Source organism: Fulverythrobacter fulvus (genome assembly GCF_037154085.1).
In the GTDB taxonomy this organism is placed as follows: Bacteria; Pseudomonadota; Alphaproteobacteria; order Sphingomonadales; family Sphingomonadaceae; genus Andeanibacterium; species Andeanibacterium fulvum.
In genome coordinates this window covers 707839-729806 of record NZ_JBANRM010000001.1, presented here as the reverse complement: position 1 = coordinate 729806, position 21968 = coordinate 707839, and the positions used below count along the sequence as shown (strand labels likewise).

The 21968-nt window shown below is 64.0% G+C and carries 14 protein-coding genes; 11 read left to right on the top strand and 3 right to left on the bottom strand.

Annotation, left to right across the window (positions count from 1 at the left end; all coding sequences use genetic code 11):
• The first annotated feature begins 94 nt into the window (after positions 1-94).
• Complete coding sequence (locus WFP36_RS03435; RefSeq protein WP_336977861.1) at positions 95-2197, top strand: putative bifunctional diguanylate cyclase/phosphodiesterase; 2103 nt, start codon at positions 95-97, stop codon at positions 2195-2197.
• Positions 2198-2213: 16 nt separating this feature from the next.
• Here the strand turns inward: WFP36_RS03435 and WFP36_RS03430 are convergent, their stop codons facing one another.
• Positions 2214-3371, bottom strand: coding sequence for an acyl-CoA dehydrogenase family protein (locus tag WFP36_RS03430; protein ID WP_336977860.1), 1158 nt, complete (start codon positions 3369-3371; stop codon positions 2214-2216).
• A gap of 11 nt (positions 3372-3382) precedes the next feature.
• Complete coding sequence (locus tag WFP36_RS03425) at positions 3383-5281, bottom strand: alpha/beta hydrolase family protein (protein ID WP_336977858.1); 1899 nt, start codon at positions 5279-5281, stop codon at positions 3383-3385.
• 190 nt (positions 5282-5471) lie between these two features.
• On the opposite strand from WFP36_RS03425, the gene smpB reads away from it, so the two are divergent.
• From smpB to alaS, 8 genes are all read left to right on the top strand, one after another.
• Positions 5472-5954, top strand: a complete 483-nt coding sequence (gene smpB, locus WFP36_RS03420; RefSeq protein ID WP_336977856.1) for an SsrA-binding protein SmpB — start codon at positions 5472-5474, stop codon at positions 5952-5954.
• A 218-nt stretch (positions 5955-6172) separates the two neighbouring features.
• Positions 6173-6763, top strand: coding sequence for a DUF2062 domain-containing protein (locus tag WFP36_RS03415; protein WP_336977855.1), 591 nt, complete (start codon positions 6173-6175; stop codon positions 6761-6763).
• The gene (locus tag WFP36_RS03410; RefSeq protein WP_336977853.1) at positions 6760-9201 is read left to right on the top strand and encodes a hybrid sensor histidine kinase/response regulator; all 2442 of its coding nucleotides are present in this window, start codon (positions 6760-6762) and stop codon (positions 9199-9201) included. Before WFP36_RS03415 ends, WFP36_RS03410 begins: the two co-directional genes overlap by 4 nt.
• A 197-nt stretch (positions 9202-9398) precedes the next feature.
• Positions 9399-10931, top strand: coding sequence for a DUF4139 domain-containing protein (locus tag WFP36_RS03405; protein WP_336977851.1), 1533 nt, complete (start codon positions 9399-9401; stop codon positions 10929-10931).
• Positions 10932-11152: 221 nt separating this feature from the next.
• Positions 11153-12697, top strand: coding sequence for a DUF4139 domain-containing protein (locus WFP36_RS03400; RefSeq protein ID WP_336977849.1), 1545 nt, complete (start codon positions 11153-11155; stop codon positions 12695-12697).
• A 134-nt stretch (positions 12698-12831) separates the two neighbouring features.
• Positions 12832-13893 carry a recombinase RecA gene (recA, locus tag WFP36_RS03395; protein WP_226792861.1) on the top strand — a complete coding sequence of 354 codons (1062 nt, stop codon included), beginning with the start codon at positions 12832-12834 and terminating at the stop codon, positions 13891-13893.
• 161 nt (positions 13894-14054) lie between these two features.
• Complete coding sequence (locus WFP36_RS03390) at positions 14055-14879, top strand: class I SAM-dependent methyltransferase (RefSeq protein ID WP_336977845.1); 825 nt, start codon at positions 14055-14057, stop codon at positions 14877-14879.
• A gap of 101 nt (positions 14880-14980) precedes the next feature.
• Complete coding sequence (gene alaS, locus WFP36_RS03385; RefSeq protein WP_336977843.1) at positions 14981-17647, top strand: alanine--tRNA ligase; 2667 nt, start codon at positions 14981-14983, stop codon at positions 17645-17647.
• Positions 17648-17686: 39 nt separating this feature from the next.
• Here the strand turns inward: alaS and WFP36_RS03380 are convergent, their stop codons facing one another.
• Positions 17687-19459 (bottom strand): cation:proton antiporter domain-containing protein, encoded by a 1773-nt coding sequence (locus WFP36_RS03380; protein WP_336977842.1) that lies wholly within the window; start codon positions 19457-19459, stop codon positions 17687-17689.
• Positions 19460-19642: 183 nt separating this feature from the next.
• On the opposite strand from WFP36_RS03380, the gene ybaL reads away from it, so the two are divergent.
• The gene (gene ybaL, locus WFP36_RS03375) at positions 19643-21292 is read left to right on the top strand and encodes a YbaL family putative K(+) efflux transporter (RefSeq protein ID WP_336977840.1); all 1650 of its coding nucleotides are present in this window, start codon (positions 19643-19645) and stop codon (positions 21290-21292) included.
• 212 nt (positions 21293-21504) lie between these two features.
• Entirely contained in the window at positions 21505-21891 is a 387-nt protein-coding gene (locus WFP36_RS03370; protein ID WP_336977838.1) for a hypothetical protein, read from the top strand.
• Positions 21892-21968 lie beyond the last annotated feature (77 nt).

Genomic DNA, 21968 nt, shown 5'->3' with positions numbered 1-21968 from the left:
AATGCGTGTATCGCTCATTGTGCACTGCACCAATTGTTAACCCTTAGGAGGGTACCGAACCCGCCAATGCGCACGGGTTGCGAAGAGGCGGACAATGCACGGCGTAAAGGATGGATTTTCGGCTGGGGCGCGGCCTCTGGCGGATGAGCGGGCAGCGCTGCGTGCGGCCACGGAAGCTGCTGCGCTCGCCGAGAAGCGCCTGCGCGAGGCGATTGACGTGCTGCCCGAAGGGATCGTGTTCCTCGATGCGGAGGGGCGCTACATCCTGTGGAATCAGGAATATGCCAAGATCTACGCCAAATCGGCCGACCTGCTGAAGGAAGGCGCGCGACTGGCGGATACCTTGCGCATCGGCGTGCAGCGCGGCGATTATCCCGAGGCTCTGGGCCGCGAAGAGGAATGGATTGCCGACCGTCTCGACCTGATCGAGAACCCCGGTGCAGGCACGCGCCACGAACAGCGCCTTTCCAGCGGCCAGACCATCCTGATCGAGGAACGCCGTACTGCCGATGGCGGGACGATCGGCCTGCGCGTGGATGTGACCGACATGAAGCGGCGCGAGGAGGGCTTCCGTCTGCTGTTCGAAGGCAATCCGGTGCCGCTGCTGGTCTACGATCCGAAGACCGAGACGATCCTGCGTGCCAATGATGCCGCGGCCTCCCATTTCGGTTTTACCCGCGAGGAATTTGCCGGACTTCCGGCCGAACGCATTTTCGCCTCCGACGAATGGCCGGCCGCGCGCGAATTGCTGGTGAGCGATCATTCCGAGAAGGACCGCTTCTGGCAGCAGACCGCCGCTGACGGATCGCGCCTGGAATCCGTGCTCTTCACCCGCCAGACCATGCTGGACGAGGGGATCGCCACGATCCTGTCCGTATTCGACGTCACCGAACGCCGCCGCGCCGAAGCGCGCATGGCCTATATGGCCCGGCATGACGAGCTGACCGGCCTTGCCAATCGCGTCCAGTGCCGCGAGCAGCTGAACTATTATCTCGAGAATGCGAGCGAGGATAATTGGTTCACGCTGGCGATGGTCGATCTCGACCATTTCAAGGACGTCAACGATACCTATGGCCACCAGCCGGGCGATGCCCTGCTGGCCGAAGCCGCGCGGCGCATGTCCGGCCTCGTGCCCGATGGCGCGCTGCTATGCCGCCTGGGCGGCGATGAATTCGCGATCCTGTTCCCCGGCTTCTCCGAAGAAGTGGTGACGGAAACCTGCCGCACGATCATCGCCGAGATTTCCAAGGCGTTCTTCATCGGCGAAAATGTCCTGCGCATCGGCGCCACTATCGGCCTTGCCTGTGCCCCGCGCGACAGCCGCGATTCCGAGACTTTGCAGCGTTACGCCGATCTTGCGCTCTACGCCGCCAAGTCCGGTGCGCGCGGCACTGTCCGCCAGTTCGAACCGGCGATGGACATCGCCGCGCAGGAACGCACCCGGCTGGAAAACGATTTCCGCGACGCGGTGCTGAAGGGCGAGCTGGAAGTCTATTACCAGCCGCTGATCGACCTCGATACGGAGGAAGTCGACGGATACGAGGCGCTGCTGCGCTGGAACCATGCCGAGCGCGGCGCTGTCTCGCCGGAAATCTTCATTCCGCTGGCCGAGGAAATGGGTCTGATCGATATTGTCGGCCAGCAGGTGCTGCGCACGGCCTGTGTCGAGGCGGCCAAATGGCCTTCGCATCACAAGCTGGCAGTGAATGTCTCGCCGCTGCAGTTCCGTAACGGCCATCTGCTGAATTCCGTGCTGCAGGCACTCGCCTGGTCAGGCCTCGAACCCTCGCGGCTGGAACTGGAGATTACCGAAGCCGTGCTGATCGAGCAGGGCGAGCAGACCTCGACTCTCATCAAGCGCATCCGCGAGATGGGGATCGGCATTTCGATGGACGATTTCGGTACGGGCTACAGCTCGCTCAGCTATCTGCTCCATTACCCCTTCACCAAGATCAAGATCGACAAGAGCTTCGTGCTGCAACTGGCCAAGGAGCCGGAATCGCGGGCCGTGGTGCGCGCGATCATCAGCCTAGGCCGCTCGCTCGGCCTCACCGTGACCGCCGAAGGCGTGGAGCGCGAAGACGTGCTCGCCTGCCTGCGCGAGGAAGGTTGCGGGCAGGGGCAGGGCTATCTCTTCGGCAAGGCCAAGCCCGGCGGCGAGATCGCGGCCGAGGTGGATCAGACTCGGGTGGCGTGACGCAGGGTCTGAGGCTCTAATACAGCGGCGAGGGGTGGGCCTTGCCCAGAATCATTGCCCCGTAATGCTCCAGATGGGCGGGGGAGACGATCATGTGCTGGCGCAGGGTCAGTGCATCGCGGGTCAGCCGTTCGATCACCGATCCTTCGAAGATCACATTCGCGCCGATCAGGTCGAACAGCATCCTCGTGACGTCCGCCCCGGTGCGGCAGGCATTGACGTTGGACAGCGCCAGCCTGCCCTTGGTTTCGACCGAGGGGGCGCCCCGTTCCAGTTCCGCCCAGAAGGCGTCGGCGGCGGAATAGAGGAAGGCTTCGGCCGAGGCACGCGCCATTTCGGCATGGGCAATGGCCTCGCGCACATGCGTGAGTTCGGCCATCGGACGAGGGGGGATGCCGCCGGTACGCTGCGCGATCAGTGCCTTGGCCTCGTCCATTGCCCGCCGCATGACGCCCAGAGGCACGGCGGCCATGGTCGTCACCCAGTTGAAGCCCGAGGAATAGAGCGTCTCGCGCCCTGCGAAGAGGGCCTCCTCGATCAGCATGGCCCGGCCTTCGGGAATGAAGATGCCTTCCGCCCGGTAATGATTGCTGCCCGTGCCGCGCAGGCCATGGGTGTGCCAGGTGTCTTCCAGCACGTAGTCGCTTGCCGGGGCAAAGGCGAGGCGGGTTTCGGGCAGGCCATTGCCCCCGATGGCAGGCGCGCCGTCCACATGGACGATGGCCCCGCTCATGATGACGTCGGCATGGCCGGAGATGCTGCCGAAGGGGAAACGCCCGGTCAGGAGATAGCCGCCTTCCACCCGGTCCAGCCTGCCGCGCCCGGCCGTGAACTGGCCGGCCGTGATCGAATCCGGGGAGGGCAGCAATTCGGCGGAAATCTCGGGCGGAAGATATTCGGCGATCAACCCGCTATCGGCGCCGATCTTCACGCACCAGCCGACGGAGGAATCGGCATAGGCCAGTTGCTCGATAACCCGCAGCTGCTGCGGCAGGCTCATCTGTGGGCCGCCCTTGGCGCGGGAACGGGCCATGCGGAAGACGCCCGCCTGCTTGAGCTGCGCCACCAGATCGTCGGGCAGGCGGCGCAATTGCTCTATCTCGCCCGACCGCTCCATGATGGCGGGCGTCAGTTCCCGCACGTTTGCGAGAATCTCGGCGGCTTCCATTGCCATTCCTCTCCCGGTCAATTCGCCGGGTTGTGTTCCTGCACGAAGGCGAGTGCTTCCGCCAGCATCTGCTTGCGGGTATCCGAACGGGAGAGCCAGTGATCCTCTCCGGCAAGTTCGACGAACTTGTACGGCTTGCCCGCGTCCTTCAGGGCACCGGCCATTTTCGTGCTCTGCTCGAAGGCGACCACCGTATCGTCGCGGCCATGGACCAGAAGGATCGGCGCGTTGGCCTTTCCGGCAAGGCGGCGGGGGGAAACCTGATCGAGATCGGATTTCTTGCCCAGTTCCACCTTCAGGGCTTCGCGCAGGATATCGCTGTTCCCGCTTTCCCGCACTTCGGTGTTGTACATCTCCCTGGGGTCGGAAACGCCTGCCACCGATACGGCGCAGCGATAAAGCCCGTTCTGCACCGTGACGCCCGCCAGCGCCGCATAGCCGCCATAGCTGGCGCCCATGATGCAGGCCCGCTTCGGATCGACGATCCCGGCATCGGCCAGCGCCGCCAGCCCGTCCGAGAGGTCGGTCTGCATCTTGCGCCCCCATTCGCCGTTACCCGCAATGCGGAAGGCGGCTTCGCGATTGGTCGATCCACGGAAATTGGGCTGGAACACGGCATAGCCGCGCGAGGCGAAGGCTTGTGCCCACCAGTCGAATTCCGGCCGGTCGAAGCCTGATGGCCCGCCATGAGGAAAGATCACCACCGGCAGCGATTTCGCTTCCCGCCCCGGCGGAAGGGTAAGGACGCCGTCGACCTCCAGCCCGTCCTGTGCCTTGTAAGTGAAGGTGGAGACCGGGCCGACCTGCTCCGCCGCGATAGCAGGGCGCTCGCGACCGATTGCCTCGGCCTTCGATTGGTCGATATCCACCAGATACCAGGTGCCGCTGTCTCCTGTGCCGCTGGTGCGCACCAGCACCTGGCTGAATGTGTCGTTCCAATCCTCGATGGAGAAATCGAGCTTGGAGAATGCCCGGGCGACCTTTTGCGCGCGCTCGTTCCAGACGGGGTCGAAGAATTCGGGCTTTGGGCTGGTGCCGCGTTGCAGAATGCCAAGAATACGCCCGCTATGTCGGTCGAAATAGGTGTTCTCGATCCCGACCTCGCCAAACACCTCGCGGGGCTCGTCGCTGCCATCCAGCATCCGTTCGTACCAGACGGACTGGTCTTCCTTCCTGACGCTGTAGATCACGGTCTTCCCGTCAAAGCCCAGGCCGATCAGGCCGGCATAACCTGCCGGCTGTATGCCGCTGGCCAGCACTTTCCCGCCTCGGCCGAACAATTGCCAACGTCCGGAATCCCGCTGCAGGTCAAAGCGTGCCGCGACTTTCCCCTCGGCATCGACCAACCATTCGCGTGAAATCTCTACCGATGGCGGGCTCGCCGCCTTGCGGGCGGAATTCTTGAGCAGATCCACTTCCATCAGCGAGATGTCCGTGCCTGAGATCACAAATCCCAGGTCAAGCGAACGCGCAAGCTGGATTCCGCCGAAATAGCCGCGCCATTGTCCGTCCACCTTGCGGACGCCGTAATTGCCGAAAATCGAGGTAACGATTCCTCTGTTGCCGGCAAAGACCACCTGAATTTCCTTCTGGCTGTCCACCGGAACAGTGATTGCCCTGAAGGCTTCGTAGGAATCGGTCGTGAAGCCGAAGGGCAGCGCTTCCGTTTCGCTCATCACGACGAGCACTGCCTCGTCGCCGATCCACTCCAGATCGCGCAGCTTGGTATCCTGCACCTTGATCTGGCGAAGCAGGTTCATCGAGGAATCGACGATCAGCAGAAGTCGTTCATGACCATAGGTGGTGACGATTGCGATGCGTTCACCGCTTGCCGAAATAGCCGCGGTTTCCACCGAAGGCAGCTCGCCATAGGCTTCGATGGGAGGCATATCCTGGGCCTGGGTAGGCTGCGCCACCAGCAGGCATGCCGCGAGGGCTCCGCTCACGGCAAGCCGCAAGCTGCTCATATTTCCGTACCAACCCATTGATGCGCCCCCTTTTCTTGCCCGATGATGGGCGGGATCGGCGCGCAGGGCAAGTAAGGACGTCCACGGAAAAAGTCGCACCTTTCCCTTTTGCCCCGCTGCCCCTACATGGCGCCACACCATGGCACGGCCCAAACCACTTACGTTCGACAAGAAGAAGATCGTCGCGGAGAATCGTCGCGCGCGGTTCGACTATCATATCGAGGATACGTATGAGGCGGGGATCGCGCTGACCGGCACCGAGGTGAAAAGCCTGCGGGGCGGCGAGGGCTCGATTGCCGAGAGCTATGCCGAAATCCGGGATGGCGAGGCTTTCCTCGTCAATGCCAACATCCCCGAATTCAGCCACGGCAACCGCTTCAATCACGAGCCCAAGCGGCCGCGCAAGCTGCTGTTGCATGCCCGCGAAGTGGAAAAGCTGCTGGGCGCGGTGGAGCGCAAGGGCATGACGCTGGTGCCGCTGTCGGTCTATTTCAATTCGCGCGGGCGGGCGAAAGTGGAACTGGCGCTGGCCAAGGGCAAGCAGACCCATGACAAGCGCGCCAGCATCAAGGAACGCGACTGGAAGCGCGACAAGGCACGGCTGCTGCGCGACAAGGGCTGAGCGGCTATCCGAGGCCCGATCCGGGCCCGAAGTTGCGGCGCTTGCGCAACACTTGCCGCATGCCCGATTTGATCCGACGCCCGGTGCACGATTTTCCGCCGTTTGGGACTTGCCCTGCAAGGCCGTGCGCGCGAAAGGCGTTCACCCGTCGTTTCGCCCACATTCGGTAAAGGAGAGTCCTTGCCGCAGCGGGCGGCGATACCGATATGCAAGGGCAGATGAGCGCTACCCGATCAAAGACTGCACTGGCCGACTGGATCAAGCGGCAGATTCCCAGCCGGGAACAGCTTGAAGAGATTCGGCTGATCCGCCCGCTCGCGCGGCGTGCGGAGCTGTTCCGGTTGACGCGTCGCTCGGTGCCGCGCGGCGTGGCGATCGGCCTGCTGGTGGGCATCTTCGCACTGATTCCCGGTATCCAGATCGTGGGCGCCGCGCTGATGTGCGTGCCGTTCAGGGGGAATATTCCGCTGGCGGCGGGGATGACCTTCCTCTCCAATCCGGCGACGACCCCGTTCATTCTGGCGGGCTCGCTCTATATCGGCTCCGGTCTGGGCTTCCATGCCGACCTTGCGACCTTCATGGGCCTTTACGAACATGGTGCCTCCATCGGCGAATGGAGCAGGTGGCTGCTTTCCGATGCGGCGCCTGCCCTGCTGATCGGGCTGCTCGTCATCTCGGTGGTTGCGGCCGCCATCGGCTATCTCATGACCTCCTTCATCTGGCGCAACATGGTGGCCCGCAGGCGGCGGCACCGGCTGGCCAACGGAACCGGGGGCAGCGCTCCTAGCGATCTCAGCCCGGCGGAATGAGCCGCGCCGCCGATATCGCGCCGCGGCGGCTGGGCGGCACTGCAAGGAACGGAGCCGCGCTGATTGCAGCGGCTCTCGCATTCAGTGCCCTTCTGATCTGGATCATCACGGGCGAGGCATCGGTGATGGTGGCCTATGTCGGCGCGCTGGTCGTGCTCGGCACTCTGGCATGGCTTCTTACCCGCACGCGCAGCACGCCCGTGGCAACGAATGGCACCTTGCCTGACTGGTCGGTCACCGTGGCCGCGATCGAACAGCCGGACGTGGCGGTGGCGATTACCGATCGGGCAAGCCGCCTGACCTGCGCCAATTCCGAATTTGTCGGCAATTTCGGCACGGCCAATGCGCCGCCCGCCATGCCGCTCGACGATGGCGCGGTGGAATTGCTGACACGCACTGCCCGTGCCGCCTGGCGTGACGGTGCGGCCGTGCTCGACCTGCTGGAGGCGCAGGGCAAGAGCTGGACCGTCAGGGCATCGCGGGCAGGGCGGGGCGACGATTATCTCGTCTGGCGGTTCGAGCCCTTGCTGCGCAGCGATCCGCTGGCCGAGATCGGCACCCGCATCGCCGGGCCGTTCGGCCGGGTGTTGTCGCAGGCGGGAATCGAGGCGGCGCTGGTCGGGCCCGACGGTATCGTGCGTTCCGCCAGCGAAGGTTTCGCCGCCCGGGCCGCAGGCGATCCGGCCGCTACTCTGGCCGGGCAAGACTTTGCAGCCCTGTTGCGCAGCGATGAGCGCGACCGGATATTCTTCGCCCGCGAAGGCCGCAAGGGCACGCCGCAAACGCTGGTGCATGTCCCGCTGGCGGACCCGGACGGGAAAGACCCGGCGCCCGACAAGGCGCCTTCGCTCATGCTGCTGCTGGAGGCGGGCGTGGGTATCGGCGGGGCATGGGGGGCGGAAGCCCAGACCGGCACGCCGCAATTGCAGGCCCTGCTCGAACAGTTGCCCCTCGGTCTCGCCATGACGGACCGGGACGGGCATTTCCTGTTCGCCAACCCCGCCTTCATGCGCGCCGCCGGGATCGAAGGGCGCGATCTGGTGCCTTACCCTTCCGATCTGGTGGTGAAGGAAGACAAGGCCGCGCTGGTCGATGCCGTGCGCCGCTATGGGCAAGGCTCTGCCTCCAGCACCGACATGGCAGTGCGGCTGAAGCACAATCCCGACGATCCGGTTTCGCTCGGCATTGCAGGTGTGCGCGGGCTGGGTGAGCCATCGGTCCTGCTCAGCCTTGCCGACACTACCGAGGAAACGCGCCTGAAGCGCCAGATCGCCCAGGCGACCAAGATGCAGGCCGTGGGCCAGCTGGCAGGCGGCGTGGCGCATGATTTCAACAATGTGCTCACTGCCATCATCGGCTATTGCGACTTGATGTTGCTGCGCCATACGCCGGGTGACAGCGACTATGACGATATCCAGCAGATCAAGGCGAATTCGAACCGCGCGGCCAGCCTGACGCGGCAATTGCTCGCCTTTTCGCGCCAGCAGACCCTGCGCCCGCAAGTGCTGCAACTGCCCGATGTTGTCGCCGAGGTCAGCCAGCTGCTCAAGCGGCTGATGGGCGAGAAGATCGAGTTCAAGGTTCATCATGACCGCAATCTGGGCCCTGTCCGCGCGGACCCCCAGCAGCTCGAACAGGTGATCGTGAACCTGGCCGTCAATGCCCGCGATGCGATCCATGCGCGCGGAGACGGGACTGGCCGCCTGACCATGGCGACGCGGCGCATCGCCTCTTCCGACATTCGCCGCATGGGCAGCGAAATCCTCCCGGTCGGCGATTATACCGTGCTGATCGTCGAGGATACGGGCGGCGGCATTCCCGGCGAGCATCTGGCCAAGATCTTCGATCCCTTCTTCACCACCAAGGAAATGGGCAAGGGCACCGGCCTTGGCCTCTCGACCGTCTACGGCATCGTCAAGCAGTCCGGCGGGTTCATCTTTGCCGACAATGTCGCTGCCGATAATGGGTCGATCCGCGGCGCGCGCTTTACCATCTATCTGCCGGTCCACCATTCGACCGAGCCGGTGGCGGTAAAGGTGGAAAAGGAAATCTCCTCCAACTGGTCGGGCGGCGGGCGCATCCTGCTGGTAGAGGATGAGGATATGGTTCGCGCCGTGGCCGAACGTGCGCTGACCCGGCAGGGCTATATCGTCACTACCGCCAGCGATGGCGAGGAAGGGCTCGAAAAGGTCCGGGGCGGCGGCGAGTTCGACCTGGTGGTGAGCGACGTGGTCATGCCCACCATGGACGGCCCTGCCATGGCCCGCGAATTGCGCCGGATCGCTCCGCACCTGCCGGTGCTGTTCATGTCCGGCTATGCGGAAGAGCAATTGCGCAACGAGATCGACCTTGAGGACATGCACTTCATTCCCAAGCCGTTCTCGGTCCAGCAGATCGCCAACAAGGTGGCCGAGGTGCTTAGCGCGCCGAGGGGATAATTCCTGGCCGAAAACATTCATTCGTCATTCCTGCCTTCGGGGAATGACGAATGAAAGGCGGAAGGGGCGACGTCTCCATATTTCACCCTGTGCCACCGTCCATCGTCCTTATGCCTCTGTTCATCGAAGGGTAACGCGCAAGGCGCAAACCTCTCCGTCAAGGGTATGGACCCGTATCTTTGGGAGTAGGTCAGATCATGATCCGCAACTTCGCCCGCCTTGCCGTTACCGCCTCTGCGCTTCCGGGCGTGCTCTTCGCCGCGCAACAGCCCGCCATCGCTCAGACGGCCGCCCCCCAGGGGGCAAGCGCCCAGGGCGACGTATCGGTGACGATCTACAATAACGGCCAGGCGCTGGTGCAGGATGTGCGCCAGCTTCCCATCGCCAATGGCCGCAGCCGGATCGAGTTTCCCGATGTGTCGGCCATGATCCGGCCTGAGACGCTCAGCTTCTCGGCCGCGGATACCGGCATTGTCGAACAGAATTTCGATTTCGACCTGCTCACTCCCACCAAGATGATGGAAAAGGCCATTGGCCAGACCGTCACCCTGCTGCGCACCAATCCCGCCACCGGGCAGGAAACGCGCGAGCGGGCGACGGTGCTGTCTACGGCCGGAGGCGTGGTGATCCGCATCGGCGACCGGATCGAGGTGCTGCGCGACGATGGCCTGCCGGTGCGCGTGATCTTCGACGGAGTGCCGCCGAACCTGCGTGCCCGTCCAACTCTGTCCGTGACGGTCGACAGCAGCCGTGCGGGCAATCGCCCGGCCTCGATCCGCTATCTCACCCCCGGCCTCGGCTGGTCGTCGGACTATGTGGCTCTCTATGACGAGGGCAAGGGCACAGTGGACGTGCAGGGCTGGGTCACGCTGACCAACAATACCGGCACCACTTTCGACAATGCGAAGACCTTGCTGGTGGCGGGCAGCCCGTCCGGCAGTGGCGGCTACAATCCGCGCTACGGCTCGGTTCGGCCGGTTTCCGCCCCGCGTGGCTCCTTCGTTCCCGGCACCGAGACGGCCAATCGCGAGCAGTTGGGGGATTACTACCTCTACCCGATCGATGGGCGCACCACGATTGCCAACAACCAGACTAAGCAGGTCAGCTTCCTCGATGTGCAGGCCGTGCCGGCGCGCAAGATTTATGGTTTTGAGGTTGGCTGGCTGCAGAGTGACAGCGATCCGCGCAACGTGTCGAGCCAGATCGCCTTTTCGTCCTCGAAGGAAGGCGGACTGGGCGATGCGCTTCCGGCCGGCACCGTTCGCTTCTACCAGCGCGACAGCAAGGGCACGCCGCAATTCATCGGCGAGAACCAGATCGGCCACACGCCCATGGGCAGCGAACTGACGCTGACTACGGGCGATGCCTTCGACATCTTCGTGAAGGCCGAAGTCGAAAAGCGCGAGAAAATCACCGGCGCAGAGTGGGAGAAATCCGCCCGCTGGCGCGTGATTAAGGAAGATGGCAGCGTGGTGCAGGGCGAGGCCGAGCGGCCCGTAACCTATTACCGCACCACTATGCGCTACACTCTCACCAATGCGAAATCGCAGCCTGTGAATGTCGATCTGTTCCAGAGCGGGCTTGATTATGGCTGGTGGGGCCGGGACTTCCGCATCGTGAGTGAGGATGTGCCGGGCGAACAGCTCAATGCCGACCGCCGGAAATGGACTGTGCCCGTTCCCGCCAATGGCGAGCGGGTCGTCCGGGTCACTTACGAAACGCGTTACTGAGGCCCGGCATGGCGCGCGCCACCCGCATGATCCTCCTCTCCCCGGCGGGGAGGGGACCGAGGGGAGGGGGAGCGAGGCAAGGCCTCGCGTCCGCTGCTGGCGTGGCGCACCCCCCCCACCCGGCCTCCCCCTTGAGGGGGAGGGGCTGGACAGGGCGCGCCCTGTTCGCAGCCTTGCTGTTCGGCTTGCCTCTGACCCCAGCCACTGCCCGCGATGCCGTGATGGCTTCCACTCCCAGTGCCGTCTCGGTCACCCTCTATCGCGATCCGGATCGCGGGCCGGATGCCCAGATCAATCGCAATTGGCCGCGAGGCTTTGCGATGATCAACGAGACTCGCACCGTAACGCTCCCTCCGGGCGAATCGACCATCCGGTTCGAGGGCGTGGCCGAAGGAATGGTGGCCGTCAGCGCCATCGTCACCGGCCTGCCGGGCGGGACGATCGAGAAGAACCGCAATGCGGACCTGCTCTCCCCCGCCGCCCTGGTGGACGGGACTTTGGGCAACCGGGTCACGATCACTCGCACCAATCCGGCGACGGGCGCGCAGACTGCCGAAAGCGCCGTGGTACGTACCCGCGCAGATGGCGGCCTCGTCCTCCAGACCGCGCAGGGTTATGAGGCAGTGCGCTGCGCCGGCATCCCCGAAAAGCTGACCTTCGACCGTGTGCCCGACGGCCTTTCGGCCCAGCCCGTCTTCAGCATCGATACGCGCGATGCCAGCGGCGGCACCTATCAGGTTCAGTTGACTTACATCGCCTGGGGCTTCGACTGGCAGGCCCATTATGTCGGCACGTTCCAGGATGCGGCACCCTCCGGCAAGGAGAAGCTGCGCCTGCGGAGCTGGCTCACGTTGGTGAACGACAATGGCCAGAGCTTCGAGGATGCCACGCTGCTGGTGGTTGCAGGCAAACTCAATGTGGAGAGCGATTTTCAGGGCCTGTCCGACCCGCCACAAGGGCGCGGGCTGTATCTGACCTGCTATCCGATTGGCAGCACGGCGGCGGGATCGCCTGAACAACTCCCGCAATTCATGCCGATGCAGTCTCCTGCCCCGCCACCACCCGCTTCGATGGCAGACTATGACAATATCGTGGTAACCGGCGCGCGTATGGAAAAGGCGATGGCGTCTCCGGTCGCCATGGTCGCCACCGAGGAAGCTCTCGGCGATCTCAAGCTCTATCGGGTGCCCGAGCGGGTTACCGTCGCCTCGAAGTCGATGAAGCAGGTTGCCTTCCTCGACAAGGACGCGGTCCAGGGCGAGTTGGAATATCGCGCCTCCTGTTCTCCGTGGGACGATTATGACGATCCACGCGCCCTGCGCCGTGTGCTCAAGACGAAGAACGACAAGAAGCACGGATTGGGCGTGGCCCTGCCGATGGGCGGGGTGTCCCTGTTCGAACCGTCCTCGGGCGGCGAATTGCTGGTCGGCGAGGAGAATCTGCGCGATTATGCCGAAGGGCAGGACGTGGAGATTTCGCTGGGCGAGAGCCCCAATGCCTTCGCCCTTTGTGCCCGGCAGACCGAGGCCGAGCCTGGCGATGAGGGCAATCCCTGGCTGCCGACCCGTGCCACGCTGACCAATGCCAATCGCCATCCGATCAAGGCCCGCGTCGAACTGGGCCGCCCGGCGGACTGGGCGGTGCGCAAGAAGGTGAAGGGCATGTCCGTGAAGGACGGCCAGTGGGTGATCGAACGGACGATTCCCGCCGGCACCTCCGTCAACATTGACTGGGAAGTGCGTTCCACCGAGGCGGAGGATAGCTGAAGCGGCAGAAAACAGCGAGTTTCCGGAGTGACGAAAATATTTCGTTCCACTCTTGTTCCATGAGAACAAATGCGATACATCTTCCGTCAGTTGACCTTTCCGGTCTTGGCTCTAGGCACTGACGGAGGCCCCAGATGGCGACGCAACTTAAGCTCGTGGATAAGGATACTATGGACCGTCAGAAGGCGCTGGACGCCGCTCTCGCACAGATCGACCGTGCTTTCGGCAAGGGTTCGGCAATGAAGCTGGGCTCGAAGGAAGCGATGCAGGTGGAAGCCATTTCCACCGGTTCGCTCGGTCTCGATATCGCCCTTGGCGTCGGCGGCCTGCCGCGCGGCCGCGTGATCGAGGTCTATGGGCCGGAAAGCTCGGGCAAGACCACGCTGGCGCTTCACGTCATTGCCGAAGCGCAGAAGTCCGGCGGCACGGCGGCCTTTATCGATGCCGAACATGCGCTCGATCCGGTCTATGCCAAGAAACTGGGCGTCAACATCGATGAACTGATCGTCTCGCAGCCCGACACGGGCGAGCAGGCGCTCGAAATCACCGACACGCTGGTGCGCTCCAATGCGATCGACGTGCTGGTTGTCGATTCGGTTGCCGCTCTGGTTCCCCGGGCCGAAATCGAGGGCGAGATGGGCGATAGCCATGTCGGCCTGCAGGCCCGCCTCATGTCGCAATCCCTGCGCAAGCTCACCGGCTCGATCAGCCGCTCGCGCTGCATGGTGATCTTTATCAACCAGCTGCGCATGAAGATCGGCGTGATGTACGGTAATCCGGAAACCACGACTGGCGGTAACGCCTTGAAATTCTACGCTTCCGTCCGCCTCGATATCCGCCGCACCGGCCAGATCAAGGACCGCGAAGAGATTGTCGGCAACGCCACACGCGTAAAAGTAGTAAAGAACAAGGTCGCTCCGCCGTTCAAGCAGGTGGAATTCGACATCATGTATGGCGAAGGCATTTCCAAGATCGGCGAGATTCTCGATCTCGGCGTGAAGGTCGGCCTCGTCGAGAAATCCGGTTCGTGGTTCAGCTATGACAGCATCCGGATCGGGCAGGGGCGTGAAAACGCCAAGACCTATCTCAAGGAAAATCCCGAGATTTGCGACCGGTTGGAAGCCGCCATTCGCGGCCGGACCGATCAGGTTGCCGAGGAGATGATGACGGGGCCGGACGCGGACTCCGAAGACTGATCCTCAAGAAGCGCCGCCTTGCGCGGTGTTTGCGAGAACGAAGCCGGTGCGAGTTTTCCCTTGACGGGTCTCGCGCCGGCTTTTTCGTGTCGCCGCTTGGCGCGAGGGCGCGGAGGGTCTAGCCTCACGGCTTGTTGGGGCAACGACAAGGTGCGGATGTCATGTCGAGGGTGATGGATTGGGAAGGGGACGCCGGTAGCAACTGGGCCGCCGAATGGCGCCGGACCGATCGCAGTTGGGGTGGCCTGACCGAGCGCCTGTTGCGCGCCACGCGAGATGTCACCTTTGACAGCGTGCTGGATATCGGCTGCGGCGCAGGCGAATTATCGCTCGCCATTGCCCGCGGACGGCCCAATGTCGATGTCATGGGCGTCGATATCTCGCCCCAATTGATCGAAGTCGCTCGCGATCGCGGCCGCAATCTGTCCAATGCCGCCTTCGCCCTGGGCGATGCCTCGCGCTGGGTTCCGCAAGGCGACTTCCGGCCGGAACTGCTGATCTCGCGCCATGGCGTGATGTTCTTCGCCGATCCGATCGCCGCCTTTACCCATATGGCGTCCATTGCCGCGCCAGGGGCAGGGCTGCTGTTCACCTGTTTCCGCTCTCCGGCAGTGAACGAGATATTCACTGCTGTCGCCAGCTTGCTCCCGCCCCCCGAAACCCCGCCCGATCCCGAGGCTCCGGGGCCGATGGCCTTCGCCGATCCCGACCGGGTCAAGCGCATCCTCACCGCTGCAGGCTGGACCGATATCCAGCTCGATCCCTTCGATTTCGCGATGGTAGTCGGTTCCGGGGAAGATCCGGTAAGCGATGCCGTGGCCTATTTCTCGACCATTGGCCCGGTGGCGAGCGCCATGGCGGCCATGACGCAGGACGAGCAGGCCGCCTTTCGCAAGAAGCTGCGCAGTTTTGCCGCCTCGCATGAAGTCGAAGGCATCATTGCCTTCGCCGCGGGGGCATGGGTCGTTACGGCAAAGCGCAAGTAAAAGCCCGCGCCGGCATCCCCGGTCCGGATTTGGCGCAAAAGCGGCATTCATCGATGCATCTCGGGCTTGGCTTTCGCTTTCACAGCCCCTAGTTGCGGGCCATGAACTCGTCGAACGATATCCGCCGCACATTCCTCGATTATTTCGGGGCCAACGGGCATCAGGTCATGCCTTCGGCGCCGCTTGTGCCGTATAACGATCCCACGCTGATGTTCGTCAATGCGGGCATGGTCCCGTTCAAGAACGTCTTTACCGGGCTCGAAACCCCGCCCGCGCCGCGCGCGGCCAGTTCGCAGAAATGCGTGCGCGCCGGGGGCAAGCACAACGATCTGGACAATGTCGGCTATACTGCCCGCCATCTCACCCTGTTCGAGATGCTGGGCAACTTCTCCTTCGGCGACTACTTCAAGGAACGCGCGATCGAACTGGCCTGGAACCTGGTGACGGGCGAGTTCGGGCTGGCGAAGGATCGCCTCTCGGTCACCGTCTATCACACGGATGACGAGGCCTGGAACCTGTGGAAGAAGATCGCCGGCCTGCCGGACGAGCGCATCATCCGCATCGCCACCAAGGATAATTTCTGGGCCATGGGCTCGGACGGTCCCTGCGGCCCCTGTTCGGAAATCTTCTGGGATCACGGCCCTGAAATATGGGGCGGCCCTCCGGGATCGCCCGAGGAAGACGGCGATCGCTTCGTCGAAATCTGGAACCTCGTCTTCATGCAGCACATGCAGGAAGCCGACCAGATCATCGGCGATCTGCCGCGCCCCAGCATCGATACCGGCATGGGGCTGGAGCGTATCTCCACCGTGATGCAGGGCGTCCATTCGGTGTTCGAGACGGATACGTTCCAGGCGCTGATCAACCAGTCGGTCGAACTCACCAAGGTGAAGGCCGAAGGCGATCACACCGCCAGCCACCGCGTGATCGCGGATCATTTGCGCTCCACCAGCTTCCTGATCGCCGATGGCGTGCTGCCTTCGAATGAAGGCCGCGGCTATGTGCTGCGCCGGATCATGCGCCGCGCCATGCGCCACGCGCATCTGCTGGGCGCGGCCGAGCCGCTGATGCACCGCCTGGTGCCCGCACTGGTTACCGAGATGGGCCAGGCCTATCCCGAACTGACCCGCGCCCAGAGCCTGATCGAGGAAACGCTTGAGCGCGAGGAAACCCGTTTCCGCCAGACGCTCGAAAAGGGCTTGCGCCTGCTGGAAGAAGAAACCGGCAATCTGGGCGAAGGGTCGGAGCTTCCGGGCGAGACGGCCTTCAAGCTCTATGACACTTTCGGTTTCCCTTACGATCTGACCGAGGACGCGCTGCGTTCGCGCGGTATCGGCGTGGACAAGGCCGGCTTCGATGCCGCCATGGCCCGCCAGAAAGCCGCTGCCCGCGCCGCATGGAAGGGCTCGGGCGCCGCTGCGGACGAGGAAGTCTGGTTCGACATCGCCGAGCGCGAAGGCGCCAGCGAGTTCACCGGCTATGTCTCGACCAGCGGCGAAGGCCAGGTCGTGGCACTGGTGGCGAACGGCAAGGAAGTTCAGTCTGCCGATGCCGGTACGGAGGTGATCGTCCTCACCAACCAGACGCCCTTCTATGGCGAAAGCGGCGGTCAGGTCGGCGATGCCGGCACGATCACCGGCCCGGGTGGTCTCAACATCGCCATTGCCGACACTGCCAAGCCGCTCGGCCGCCTGCACGCCATGCGCGGCAAGGTGGAAAGCGGCACGGTGAAGGTGGGTGATACCGTCCGTCTCGACGTGGACGTCGCGAGGCGCGATGCAATCCGCTCCAATCACTCGGCCACGCACTTGCTGCACGCGGCTTTGCGCAACCATCTGGGCGATCATGTCACTCAGAAGGGCTCGATGGTCGCGGCTGACCGTCTGCGCTTCGATTTTTCCCATCCCAAGGCGCTCAGCCCTGAGGAATTCGCGCTGATCGAAGCCGAAGTGAATGCAGAAATCCGCCATAACGATCCCGTGACCACGCGCCTGATGACGCCGGACGATGCCATTGCGGCGGGCGCCATGGCGCTGTTCGGCGAGAAATACGGCGACGAGGTGCGTGTCCTTTCGATGGGCCACACGGCTGTCGATACCGGCCGCAACTATTCGGTGGAACTGTGCGGCGGCACCCATGTGCGCGCTACCGGCGATATCGGTCTGTTCCGCATCGTCTCGGAAAGCGCCGTGTCTTCGGGCGTGCGCCGTATCGAGGCATTGACCGGCGAGGCCGCGCGCCAGTGGCTGGTCGGCCGCGAGGAAGCGCTGAAGGCCGTTGCGGGCACGCTCAAGAGCACGCCCGAAGAGGTCGAGGCTCGCGTCGCCGCGCTGGTGGACGAACGCAAGCGCCTTGAAAAGGAACTGGCAGAAGCCAAGCGCGCGCTCGCCCTGGGCGGCGGCGGTGGGGCTGCTCCTGCTGCGGCGGACGAAGAAGTGGGCGGAGTGAAGTTCTCCGGTCAGGTCATCGAAGGGCTGGACGCCAAGGAACTGCGCGGCCTGCTCGACGAGGCCAAGAAGCGCATGGGTTCGGGCGTGGCGGCCATCGTCGCCGTCAATGAGGGCCGCGCGGCTATCGCTGCCGCAGTGACCGACGATCTTACAGGCAAGTTCGACGCAGTGACGCTGGTGCGCGCGGGCGTTGAAGCGCTAGGCGGCAAGGGCGGTGGTGGCCGCGCCGACATGGCGCAGGGCGGCGGGCCGGATGCTTCCAGGGCTGCCGATGCGATCGCTGCGGTGAAGGCTGCACTGGAAGCCGTCGCAGCCTGAACGGGCTGCACGGCTGCTCCGTTCGCTTGGTCTCCGGGCCTAGCTTTCCGCCGATGCCGAGCTGGTCCGGAGCTTCGGCTTGTGGTCCAGCGCGCCCTGTTCCTTGATCAGCAAGCGGTATTCGTCCCGTTTCTCGTGGATCGAGGCGATCACCGGGCCCATCGCGACGCCCAGATCGACCAGCACGGCCTCCGATAGCTGGAGCGAGCTTTCCAGCGTTTCGGGCACAGCGTGCGTGGCGCCGCTGCGATAGAGCAGGGCGGCATGTTCGGTGTCGCGCGCGCGGGCGATGATCAGCAGATCGGGATAGGCCTGACGCAGTTTGCGCACCAGACGCTGGGCCAGAACCGGCTCGTCCATGGTGAGGACCACGGCAGGCGCCTTGTCCATGCCCAACCGTTCCAGCACCTTGGCCCGCGCGGCATCGCCGAATGTCACGGCATAGCCATCGCGCCGGGCGCGCTCCACCAGGTCGGCATCCCCGTCCACCCCGATATAGGGCTTGCCATGGCGGGTAAGCATGTCCGCCACCAGCCGCCCGACGCGGCCGAAGCCGAGCACGATCACATGGGGTTCGCCGGGGCGTGCGGAGACGTCCTCGAGCCTAGGAGTGGGGTCGACCCGCCGCCCGATCAGCCGGCCGAGCCGCGCCAGCAGCGGAGTGATGGTAAGGCCGATTGCGGTCACGATCTGCCAGAACTGGGCCGTGCCGGGCTGGATCAGCAGCGCCTGCGTAGCGGCTGCGAGCACGATCAGGGTCGTTTCCGAAGGACTGGACATCAATATGCCGGTCTCGGCCGCGGTACCCGGCCGGGCACCCATCAGCCGCAGCAGCACGCCAGTGACGATGGCCTTCAGCGTCAGAACGCCCACCACGGCCAGCGCGATCGGGCCGAGATTGGCCCAGATCGTCGTGAGATCGATCCCCATGCCGACCGTGATAAGGAATACGCCCAGCGCGAGGCCCTTGAACGGCTCCGTGATCTGTTCGACTTCCGAATGATATTCGGTCTCGGCGATAAGCAGTCCGGCAATCAGCGCGCCTACGATGGGGGAAAGGCCGGTTGCCGCCGTGGCAAGGCTGGCGCCAATCACGACGAGCAGGCTGGCGGCAAGAAACAGTTCCGGGCTTTTGGTCCGGGCGGCCTGAGCGAAGAGAGGGGGCAAAGCGAGCCGGCCGAGCAGCAGCAAGGCGCCCACCACCAGCAGCCCTTGCCACAGGGTGGTCATCAGTCCTTCTGCCCCGTCGCTTGCCGCATAGGGCGCCAGCGCGCCCAGCAGGAAGATGATCGGAACGATCGCGATATCCTCGAACAGCAGCATGGCGAGCGCCGCGCGACCGACGGGGGATTGCGTGCCCGAAATCTGCAACACCAGCGCCGTGGAAGACAGGGCGAGGGCCAGGCCGAGCCCCAGTGCCCCGGTCCAGTACTGGCCGAGCATGGCGAGAAAGGCGGTGAGCAGGCAGGCGATTACCGTCAGTTCCAGCGCGCCCAGCCCGAAGACGAGCTTTCGCATTTCCCACAAGCGATTGAAGCTCAGTTCCAGCCCGATTGTGAACAGCAGCAGGATGATGCCGAACTCGGCAAAGGGTTCCAGCCCCTCGGGATCGGTGATGGTGACATAGCCAAGCCAGTCATTGTTGTAGACCAGCTTGCCGAGCCCATAGGGGCCCACCAGCACGCCCACCAGGATGAAGCCGATTACCGGAGTGATGCGGAAGCGGGCGAAGATCGGGATGACCAGCCCGGCCGCCCCCAGGATCACCAGAGCATCGGACAGGAAGGTGGAAGTGAAATCGCCATGCGCCATGGTGAAAGCTTATTGCAGGCGCGAAGGGATTGTCACCCACGGATAGGCATCAAAACCTTCGATCTGCGAATGAATCGGGCGTATCGCTATCCGGGGCATAAAAAACTGCGCCGACACCCTTCGCAGCGGAGGAATTTTCTGGTTTAACTTTCGATATCTCCAAAAGAAGGAACCTGACGCCGCATGCCTCATGCCACGCCGCTTATCGCCACGCTTGTAGGAGGGATTGTCCTCGCATTCGTGCTGGGAGCGCTGGCGCATAGAGTGAAGTTGCCCCCGCTGATCGGCTATCTGATGGCCGGGGTGGTGATCGGGCCGTTCACTCCCGGCTATGTGGCGGATCAGCATCTGGCCGATCAGCTGGCGGAACTGGGTGTGATCCTGCTCATGTTCGGCGTCGGCCTGCATTTCTCGCTGAAAGAACTGATGGCGGTTCGCAAGGTCGCGATCCCCGGCGCCATGGTCCAGATCGCCGTGGCGGTGCTGCTGGGCATGGGGCTGGCGGCGATCCTCGGCTGGAGCGTGGCGGGCGGGCTTGTCTTCGGCCTTGCGCTGTCCGTGGCGAGTACGGTGGTGCTGCTGCGTGCGATGCAGGAACGGCGGCTGCTGGATACGGAGCGTGGCAAGATCGCGGTCGGCTGGCTGATCGTGGAAGATCTGGTGATGGTCTTCGCGCTGGTGCTGTTGCCTGCCGTCGCTGCGGGTGACGGGTCGATTTCCGGTATCGGCAGCGCACTGGGTCTTACTCTGGTGAAGGTCGGTGCCTTCATCGCTTTCATGCTGATCGTCGGGCGGCGGGCGATCCCGTGGCTGCTGCACGAGGTGGCGCATAGCGGCTCGCGTGAGCTGTTCCGCCTGGCAGTGCTGGCCATCGCGCTGGGCGTGGCCTTCGGGGCGGCGGCCTTGTTCGGCGTGTCCTTCGCGCTGGGCGCATTCTTTGCCGGCATGATCCTGTCCGAATCGCAGCTCAGTCAGCGTGCGGCCGAAGAGACGCTGCCCCTGCGCGATGCCTTTGCGGTGCTGTTCTTCGTCTCGGTCGGCATGCTGTTCAATCCGCATGTCGTGGTGGAGCGGCCACTGGCGCTTATCGCCACGGTGGCAATCATCGTGCTGGGCAAGTCGATCGCGGCCTATCTGATCGTCCGCGCTTTCCGCCGCACGCACCGCACCGCGCTGACCATTGCGGCGAGCCTGGCGCAGATCGGCGAGTTTTCCTTCATCCTCGCCACGCTCGGCACTTCGCTGGACCTCATTCCCGGCACGGCGCGCGATCTGGTCCTGGCCGGGGCGATCTTCTCGATCCTGCTCAACCCGCTGCTGTTCAGCCTGATTGCGCGCTTCGAGGGCAAGACTGCCGACAGCAAGGTGGGCGAGACCAAGGCGGAAGCGCAGGTTCAACCCCCGGCTGCCGCTCCCGCTGCCAAGGGGCACGTCGTGCTGATCGGCTATGGCCGGGTCGGTTCGTTGATCGGCGAGAAGTTGATCGCGGCGGGCGAGCGGCTGACCGTGATCGAGGCGGAAGACGATTTTGCCGGTCTGCCCGAAGCCAGCGACACCGTTACCGTGATCGCCGGCAACGCGGCCGGCCGTGCGGTGCTGGACCGGGCGAAGCTGCCCGAGGCGCGGCTGCTGTTCGTGGCGATCCCGCAGAGCTTCGAGGCCGGTCAGATCGTGCAGCAGGCCCGCGCGATCAATCCCGGCCTCAGGATCGTTGCCCGTGCGCATAGCGACGAGGAAGAGCGCCACCTCGCAGCCTGCGGGGCCAGCCTGACCATCATGGGCGAGCGCGAGATCGCGACGAAGATGATCGATCAAGCATTGCTGCCCGCCTGATCACTGGCGCTCCCGCCGCTGGCCAGGTGGGGGGTGTTACACATGTTACACGAAAATGAGATTGTTCCGGCGTCGCATCGCGGAATCCGCTATCTATTTAAAATATTGAAAATAAACGATGAATTTTAGAAATTTGTCATGAACCCACGCTCCGCGATTGACGATCACCGGGGGAGGGGCGATGCAAGGCCCTTCCGAGATTGGGGGCATTCATGAAGCGAGTTAAGGTGTTCGCCGCGGCAGTTGCCGCATTCGCAGCTGTCGCCGGGCCGCATGTGGTCAGTGCGCAATCCGCTTCCGACGAAGCAACCCTCGTTACGCAGGGACTGCAGCAGCTTGTCGGCTCCGATTATGGCGGTGGCCTCACCGTCAGTGCGATCTCGTCCGAAGGAGCGGTCGTCGTGTTGACGATGGATGGCCCGGCCAATTGGCGTGAGGGCATCAGCGCGGCCGAGATTTCCTATGCGCTGTTAACCGGCCTGTGCAGCACGGCGCCGCAGTTTTTCGATGGCGGTGTGCAATTGCGCGTGGATAGCACCGAAGTGAACGCGAACCGGATCGCGGGCCCGATCGAGACGTCCTGCCCTCCGCCTGAATAAGGCAAGCGCTGCGCCATCACGCAAAAGGAAAGGCCGGGTCTGCGCTGTCGCAAAACCCGGCCTTTACGTGTTCCCGA